The organism is Nocardia caishijiensis NBRC 108228 (assembly GCF_001612825.1).
Lineage (GTDB): Bacteria > Actinomycetota > Actinomycetes > Mycobacteriales > Mycobacteriaceae > Nocardia > Nocardia caishijiensis.
The window spans coordinates 1-8068 of sequence record NZ_BDBE01000037.1 but is presented as its reverse complement, the minus strand read 5'-3'; the positions used below and the strand labels follow the sequence as shown (position 1 = coordinate 8068).

The window sequence follows — 8068 nt, the reverse complement described above, 5'->3', positions numbered from 1 at the left end:
CCTGCGCCAGCGCAAATCCACGATCTTGCGGACCACCGGTGCCGGGGTGCGGTTCGGGCTGTGGTGCGGGCGGCTGGAACGGTCGGCCATCCCGGCTGCGCCGATCTCGCGGTAACGCTTCTGCCATCGGTTGGCCGTCGGCCACGAAACATGGAAGTACTCGGCCGCTCGAGCGATCGGCCAACCGTCATCGACGATGCGGCGGGCCAGCAGCAATCGGCCTTTCGGAGTCAGTGGTGCGTTAGCGTGGACCACGAAGGTCTCCTGTCGTTGGGTGGTTGTCTCAGCAACTCCCACTCCACGACGGAGACCTTCGCCATTCAACGATCACCTACAGCGTGTCGTCACAATCCCTCAACCAACCTGCCTGGGCAGTACACCAGCCCCTCAGTCGGAAGGCCCGAGGTCGCGGCGGCCGACGCGTGGACGGCCACCGACTATTTCGGAAACACCGTTGTCAGTAGGGAGAATCGGGTGTAGCAGTCGGCCCCGAGCAAGACGCCGCGCACTCGGGAGTGACGATCATTGCCCTGACGATCGAACGTTGTTCAACGCAGCGACAGTGGATTTCGAACGAACGCCTGTCAGTGCCAGCATCGAGAACAGAGATGCGGTGACGCCGACAATGATGGACTCGCCACTGCCGAACGCCCACGGCGCATACCTGTGGAGCGGCACATACCTATAGAGGTCGAAGAGCGAGAGCACGACGGTACTGAGCAAGACCGCCGACAGCACCGACATGCACACAGCGCCCACAGTGATCGCCGCGCGAGCGACGGACACCCGACCGAACAGCAGATAGCCACCGACCAGCAGTGTGAGGCAGGCGATGCCGGACACCACCGTCCAGGCGACCTCGTAGGGGTACCCCATGGACAGCCTCCACGTGCAGAATCCCGCGATCACCGCACACAGCAGCGACGAGATCCCCGCGGCGATCGCCAGGCGCGGCAGCCGGGGGCCGGTTCGCGTGACCGCTGAGGGGTGGAGTGCGCAGATCGCGGCGGCGATCGCGAACAACAGTCCGACAACGCAAATGGCCGTCTCGAGCGTCAGATCGAACTTGTTGTAGGCGACCGGGTCGGCTGTCAGCCCCAGCACGACAGCCACCGCGTAGCTCAGGGTGCCGAGGACCACCGAGACACGACCCGCGAGCCGGTCGGCGAGCAGAAATCCAGCGCCACCGAACAGCAGCAAAGCCACCGTCGCCGCCACGAGCGTCCCTACGCCGAAGTACGTCAGCGGGAAGTCGCCTTCGGCGTAGCCGTCCAACTTCCGGACCTGCATCTTCATCCCGGAGTACAGCACCCACAACCGGAGACCGGCCGCGATGGCGAACAGCCCGGCCACCGCCGACAGCGCGGCGGCCGCCAGCGCGGCTGGCCGCAGGCGCCCAGGTGAATTGTGCGCGGCGCCAAGCTGATTCGGCACGTTCGGGTGCGCGACAGCCGTTGGCGCGAGCCGCGCCGCCACGGGAGTTCGCCCGGTGAGGGCGGCCGACGCGGCGGCCGCGAACTCCGAGCAACTGGCGAACCGGTCGGCGGGATTCTTGGCACCTGCCCGCGCGAGGACGTGATCGAGTGCGACGGGCACGTCAGCCCTGAGGTGGCTCAGTGCGGGGAAGGGTTTGCTCAAGTGCCCCGCGACGACCTGACCGGCGTTGGTCGAGTCGTAGGGCGGCCGACCGGTCAGGATCGCGAAAAGTGTGCAGGCGAGCGAGTACTGGTCGGACCGGTGATCGACACGCTCCGCCGACAACTGTTCCGGCGACGCGTAGGCCATGGTCGCGGTGACCAGGCCAGTCGCGGTGAGTTGCGTATTCGAGTCGATCAGCCGGGCGATGCCGAAATCGGTGAGAATCGCGCGTTCGTCCCGGCCGGTGTGCGCCGCCGACAGCAGGATGTTCGCCGGTTTCACGTCGCGGTGCAGCACGCCCTGACTGTGCGCGTAGTCCAACGCCGACGCGGTGTCGGCCACGATCCGTACCGCGCGCTGTACGGTCATCGTCCTCGGGTCGACGCGTGAGGCGTCGACACCCTCGACGTACTGCATCGCGATCCAGAGGTGGCCGTCGTGGACGCCGCGATCGTGAATGCCGACGATCCCTGGATGGTCCAGTCGGGCAATGGCATTGGCTTCTTGTTCGAATCGGCGTCGCAGTTCGTGGTCGGACGCGAGTTCGGTGTCGAGCAGCTTCAGCGCGATCCGTCGCTCGAGCCGCGGATGTTGCGCGAGGTAGACGCTGCCCATCCCGCCCTGGCCGAGCAGTCCGGTGAGAGTGAATCCGGCGAACGTCTCCCCCGCCATGAGCTGAACCACTGCGCCCCCGTGCTGCTCGATCGTGCTATCCGTGCGTCAGCGTATCCCAGCGGACAGGCACCGGCGGCACGGAAGATGATGTGGACTCGTGCGCTCCGGGTCCACCGGCTTCAGCGTGCCGCGTAGGCCGTGCAGAGGAAAACCGTTGCGTTGCGACCTATTCGGGTGATGACCAAGGTGAAGGGACGGGTGCCGCGTAACTTGAGTTTCTTGCGCAGCGCGTCGGGGTCGATGTCGACACCTCGGACCAGGATTTCCAGGGCACCGCAGTCACGGCGGGAGAGCTCCTGACGGAGGGTCTTCTCGCGGAGGTCGAATCGGTCTTCGATACGGAAGCCGCGCATGCCCCGGGGCACGGTGTCGCCGGTGAGGTAGGCGATGTGCGGATCCAGTTGCCACAGGCCGTGTTTCGCGGCGTAGTGGCGGACGAGGCCCGCGCGCACGACGGCGCCGTCGGGGTCGACGATCCACTCGCCGGGAGCTCGTTCGGGAATGTCGTCGGGGTCGGCGTCGGTGAGAGTTGTTGTGCCGCCGTGGGAGTCGAGGACGGTGGCGCGGCGGGTGATGCCGGGTTCGGTGAGGCCGGGTGACCACAGGCATGCTTCGCGGACGGCGCCGTCGAGGGAGACGATCTCGATCTCGCCGTCCCACCCGAGGCGGTCGAAATCCAGGCCGGGCGCGGACTTCACGGCGATGTCGCGGCCCACGTAGGCGGCGAGCAGATCGGGCAGTGGGGGTTGGAGTTTGGCCGGGTCGTGGGTTCGGCGTCCGTCGGCCCGGCGGGCCGGATCAGCGACGATCACGGTGTCGCGGGTGATCGGGACGAGGGCATCGGCCTTGGCCAACACCATGTTTCGGAAACCGACCGGCACGATCGCCGCGGGCTCGGTGCCACGACCGGGGCTGCGATCAGCTACCGGCAGCGGTACGACACCGCCAGGATCGGTGTCACCGACTCCGAGGTCGGACCGAGACGCCCCGGCCGCGGGTCCTGGCCGCGTAAGTGGGGCGACCCGTAGATTGTGCGCGGCCATGGCCAGCCGCACGTCGTCCAGATCGCTGCCGATCACCGCCGGGCACACCGTCGCCAGCTCGGCCAGTTCCGCACCGATCGAACAGGTCACGTCGTGCACGGCGCGACCGGCCAACCGGGCGGCTCGATGCCGGGCGACGAGCGCGGGCGTGGCCTGTTGCATGGCGTCGTCGGTGAACAGCCAGTCCCCCGCCGCAGGCAGCTTCACCGAGGCCTTGCGGCGCAACCGCACCGTCTCGATCAGCGCCGCACCGTGCTCGGGAAACGAGCGACGCACCTGCTCGATATCACGCAGGTGCGTCGCCGACGTCAGCTCCAGCCGGTCGACCTCGGTGAGCGCGGCTCGTCCCGCCGCGCTGCCGAGGAAGGCGACATCGTCGCGGCCGAAGCGGTAGCCCACCTACTTCTGCACCGCGCCCGGCTTCACACCGGTGATCATCGCGTTGTAGAAGAACTCGCGGGGAACGACCTTGCGCAGAACGTTCTCGTCGAGCCAGCTCAGGCCGAGCCAGGCCCGGTACTGGGCCATGCGGTAGCCGATGGTGAGCTTCTCGTCCGGGACGGCCGCCTCGAAGGTGCGCACCGGCCAGCCCCACAGGGCGGCGGCGAATTCCTCGGTGGTGGCCTTCACGTCGACGGCACCGGCCGACTTCGCCATTTTCTCCAGGTCGCTGGGGTCGAAGGTGTGCAGGTCGACGACGGCCTCGAGCGCGGCGGCGCGCGAGGACTCGTCCAGTTCGGTCTGCGGGCGACGCCACCCGGACAGGAACGGCAACTTGGTGACCTCGGTGGTCACCTTCCAGGTGAGCTGACCGAGCTTGCGGGCGTAGAAGTTGCCGACGGTGGTCGGTTCACCGGCGAACACGAAACGGCCGCCCGGCTTGAGCACGCGCAGGCATTCCTTCAGCGCCAGCTCCACATCCGGGATGTGGTGCAGCACGGCATGACCACACACCAGGTCAAAGGTGTCGTCGTCGTAGGGGATGGTCTCGGCGTCGGCGACGCGACCGTCCACGTCCAGGCCGAGGTGCTCGGCGTTGCGCAGCGCCACCTTCACCATGCCGGGCGAGAGGTCGGTGACCGAACCGGTCTTGGCCACCCCACCCTGCATCAGGTTGAGCAGGAAGAACCCCGTGCCACAGCCGAGCTCGAGCGCCCGCTCGTACGGCAGCGGGGCGGGGCCGACCGCCAGGTCGAACCGGCCGCGGGCATAGTCGATACAGCGCTCGTCATAGGAGATCGACCACTTGTCGTCGTAGGTCTCCGCTTCCCAGTCGTGGTACAGAACCTGGGCGAGCTTGGTGTCCTTCAGCGCTGCTTCGACCTCGGCCTCGGTGGCGTGCGGGTTCGGCGCCGGATCATCGGGGTGAACCTTGACGTCCTCCCGGCCCGACTCGGCCGAGATCCCTACTGCGTCGCGAGGCGACGCTTCGGTGGGTTCCTGTTTCACTGGGGCGTGCTCCCTGCTAGGCGGGGAGGCTTACCGCCTCTCCGCAGGCGTTTAGCCTCTCCGCCCGTCCGGCGGCGAGGATGTTGCGAGCCGCATTCAGATCGCGGTCGTGAGCGACGCCACAGGAAGCGCACTGCCATTCCCGGATCGAGAGCGGTTTCGGTCCGTCGATCTTTCCACATGCGAAACAACGCTGACTCGACGGGTAGTACCGATTGATTTTGTGCAGCGTGCGGCCGTACCGTTGCGCCTTCATCTCGAGCATACGAACGAAGGCCGACCAACCGGCGTCGTAGATGGATTTCGCGAGGTTGGTTCGCGCCAGACCGGCAACGCAGAGGTCCTCGACATACACCGCTTGGTTCTCGCGGATAACCGCCGTGGAGTGCTTCTGCGCCCAGTCATTTCGCGTATCTCGGACGCGCGCATGCGCCCTGGCCAACCTCAACCGAGCCTTGGCGCGATTTCTCGAGCCGTCCGCCTTTCGTGACAATGCCTGCTGACGCTTCCGCAAGCGCCGCTCGGCACGGCGGAAGAATCTCGGTGATTCGATGGTCCGCCCGTTCGACATCACGGCGAAGGTTGTCAGGCCGAGATCCAGACCCACCTCCGAATCGACCTCGGGGAGAGGGGCACCCGGCACGTCAACCACGAACGATACGAAGAATCGGCCTGCCGCATCACGAACGACAGTGATGCTGGACGGAGCGGCTGGAAGCCGCCGTGACCAGCGGACAGTTAATTCTCCGATCTTCGCGATATACAGTTTTCCGTTCGGTCTCAGGATGAATCCGTTGCGCGTCAGCCGAATCGACTGTCGTTGGTCCTTCCGTGACCGAAACCGTGGCCGACCGAGCAAAGGGCCCTTTCGCCTACCCGCCAGCGAATCGAACCAATTGCGGTACGCCGATCGAGCGTCCTGGCACGCTTGGACCAGGACTACCGAGGAAACACCTGACAACCATGCTCGCTCAGGTGAACGTTTCGCCAGAGTGACAACCGCACGCTGTATCTCCGCGTCGGTCGCTGGTCGCCCGGCGGCGAATGCTTCCTGCCTGCAACGCAATGCGTCGTTGTACACCACTCGCGCACACCCGAATGCCCGGCTCAGCGCAGACTGCTGCACCGATGTCGGATACACCCGGTAGTTATAGCGAAGATGCACTGCAGAATCGTAGCTGCGGGCAGCGGACTGCGTGCTACTCGCCAGGCGACTACCTGCCGGTAAAGACCACCGAGTTCGGGCCGTCGGCGGCGAAGGATCGGGTGCCGGTTCGGGTGTCGTCGGTGTCGAAGAGGGCCGACCATTCGGTGACGGCGGTGGAGTGGGCGTGGGGGCCCGCTTCGAAGACGGCTTTGGCGGCGGCGAGAGCGCGGGGGGCCGCTGTGACGAACTGGTCGGCCCAGCGGCGGGCGGCGGTGAGGACGTCGTCGGGGGGGACCACCTCGTCGACGAGGCCGAGCTTCTCGGCTTCCTCGGCGTCGACGAAACGGCCGGTGTAGACGAGGTCCTTGGCGCGGCTCTGACCGATCAGCAGCGAGAGTCTGCGGATGCCCGAGAGCGGGATCAGGCCCGCCTTGATCTGGGGGAAGCCGAGCTTCACATTGTCGCCGACGATGCGGTGGTCGGCGCCGAGCGCCAGTTCGAGTCCCGCGCCGAGGCAGTAACCGGCGATGGCGGCCACCGTGGGTTGCGGCACGCGGGTGAGGCAGCCGAGGGCGGCTTGGAGGTCGGCGGCCATGGCGGCGGCCTGGCCGGAGTCGAGTTCGGCGAGCTCACGCATCTCGTCGCCCGCGCTGAACACCCGCTCGTCGCCGTACACGATCAGGGCGGCCACCCCGGGGTGCTCGGCGACCGCCCGTGCCGCCGCGGCGACCTCGCGGGCCAGCTGGGCGTCGACGAGGTTCAGCGGCGGACGATCGATGCGCAGCAGCGCGACGCCCCGAGCGGACGGCTCGGCGGGCAGCTCGAGGGTGACGAATTCGGCCATGCCGCCAAACCTACCGGCCGCCCAGCGCACCCACGTCCGGGAGCTGGTCGAAATACCGCTCGTTGTCCGGGAAGTCCGACAGCGGGCGCCCGTCGGTGCCGGGCGCGTACCTCGGCATGATCGGCGCGATCGGCCGGTCGGCCGCCAGCACCGCCGCGGTGTCGGCGAATTCGCACAGGGCGTCGAGCTGCGACCAGGTGGGCGGCATCAGCACGTGCTCGCCCGCACGCCAGCTGTCGAGTGCCTCGCGCGGTGTCTGCCAGCGCACATGCGCTGCCTCGGAGGTCGCACCGTCGGCGATCTGCCCTTCCGGCAGCACCGCGACGAAGAATCGGGTGTCGTAGCGGCGCGGTTCGGCTTCGGGGGTGATCCAGTTCGACCACGGACGCAGCAGATCGGCACGCAGCACCAGGCCCTCGGCGGCGAGGAACTGCGCCAGCGACAGCTCGCGGCGCTCGAGCTTGCCACGCGCCTCGTGGTAGACGGTCGAGTCGCCGACGACGGTGTCGGCGGTCGGGCCCGCCAGCAACACACCGCATTCCTCGAAGGTCTCGCGCACCGCCGCGGCCACCAGCGCCTGCGCGGACTGCTCGTCGGTGCCGAAACGCTGCGCCCACCAAGCGGGTTCGGGCCCGGTCCAGGCGATGTCGGCGGTGCCGTCAGCCGGATCGACGCCACCACCAGGGAACACGGTGACCCCCGCCGCGAACGCCATCCCGCTCACCCGCTGCTGCAGGAAAACCTCGATGCCGCGCCCACCGTCACGCACCAGCATCACCGTCGACGCATCCCGCGCCCGCACCACGGACTCGCTCATAGCCGTTCCTCTCCACGATCAGCACCATTGCCGATCGACACACGACAGACCCCGACCACACCACACGGCCGGTCCCCGATCCTTACGCACCCTAACCGTTGCTTGGTCCGCGATGCGACCGACCAGCCCACCCACCGGCCCTCCCCGAGCGCACCCGAAGCGAAGCCCCCCACCCCCGGGTCCGCCCCCAAAGCCCAACCGCGCCCGGTGCGCCACCTACCAGACCCCCAGTCACCCGGCCTCACCCGAATTCGCACCTACCGGGCTCCCAGCCCACAAGGCACCACTCGAGTCCGCCACCTCCCGGGCCCCCAACCCGCCCGACACCACTCGAGTCAGCCACCTACCAGACTCCCCAGCCCACACGGCACCACCCGGTCCGCCACCTACCGCACTCCCAGCCAAGTGGCACTACTCGAGTCTGCCATGACCGCACTCCCAGCCCCGTCCGACCC

Annotated in this window: 7 protein-coding genes; all 7 read right to left on the bottom strand. The window is 67.7% G+C overall.

The window, feature by feature from the left end:
- Window positions 1–255, bottom strand: a 255-nt coding sequence (locus NC7_RS20315; protein WP_157102102.1) for a leucine zipper domain-containing protein, incomplete at its 3' end; no start/stop codon positions are given.
- Window positions 256–522: 267 nt separating this feature from the next.
- Window positions 523–2310: a serine/threonine-protein kinase gene (locus NC7_RS20310; RefSeq protein WP_067985483.1), complete on the bottom strand. Its 1788-nt coding sequence runs from the start codon at window positions 2308–2310 to the stop codon at window positions 523–525.
- 122 nt (window positions 2311–2432) lie between these two features.
- Window positions 2433–3755, bottom strand: coding sequence for a THUMP-like domain-containing protein (locus tag NC7_RS20305; protein ID WP_067985481.1), 1323 nt, complete (start codon window positions 3753–3755; stop codon window positions 2433–2435).
- The gene (locus NC7_RS20300) at window positions 3756–4760 is read right to left on the bottom strand and encodes a class I SAM-dependent methyltransferase (protein WP_067985486.1); all 1005 of its coding nucleotides are present in this window, start codon (window positions 4758–4760) and stop codon (window positions 3756–3758) included.
- Between the two features lie 61 nt (window positions 4761–4821).
- On the bottom strand, window positions 4822–5970 hold the full coding sequence (locus NC7_RS20295) for an RNA-guided endonuclease InsQ/TnpB family protein (protein WP_067985479.1): 1149 nt from the start codon (window positions 5968–5970) through the stop codon (window positions 4822–4824).
- A 49-nt stretch (window positions 5971–6019) separates the two neighbouring features.
- Window positions 6020–6796, bottom strand: coding sequence for an enoyl-CoA hydratase-related protein (locus tag NC7_RS20290; RefSeq protein WP_067985484.1), 777 nt, complete (start codon window positions 6794–6796; stop codon window positions 6020–6022).
- 10 nt (window positions 6797–6806) lie between these two features.
- On the bottom strand, window positions 6807–7613 hold the full coding sequence (locus NC7_RS20285; protein ID WP_067985476.1) for an NUDIX hydrolase: 807 nt from the start codon (window positions 7611–7613) through the stop codon (window positions 6807–6809).
- Window positions 7614–8068: the final 455 nt, after the last annotated feature.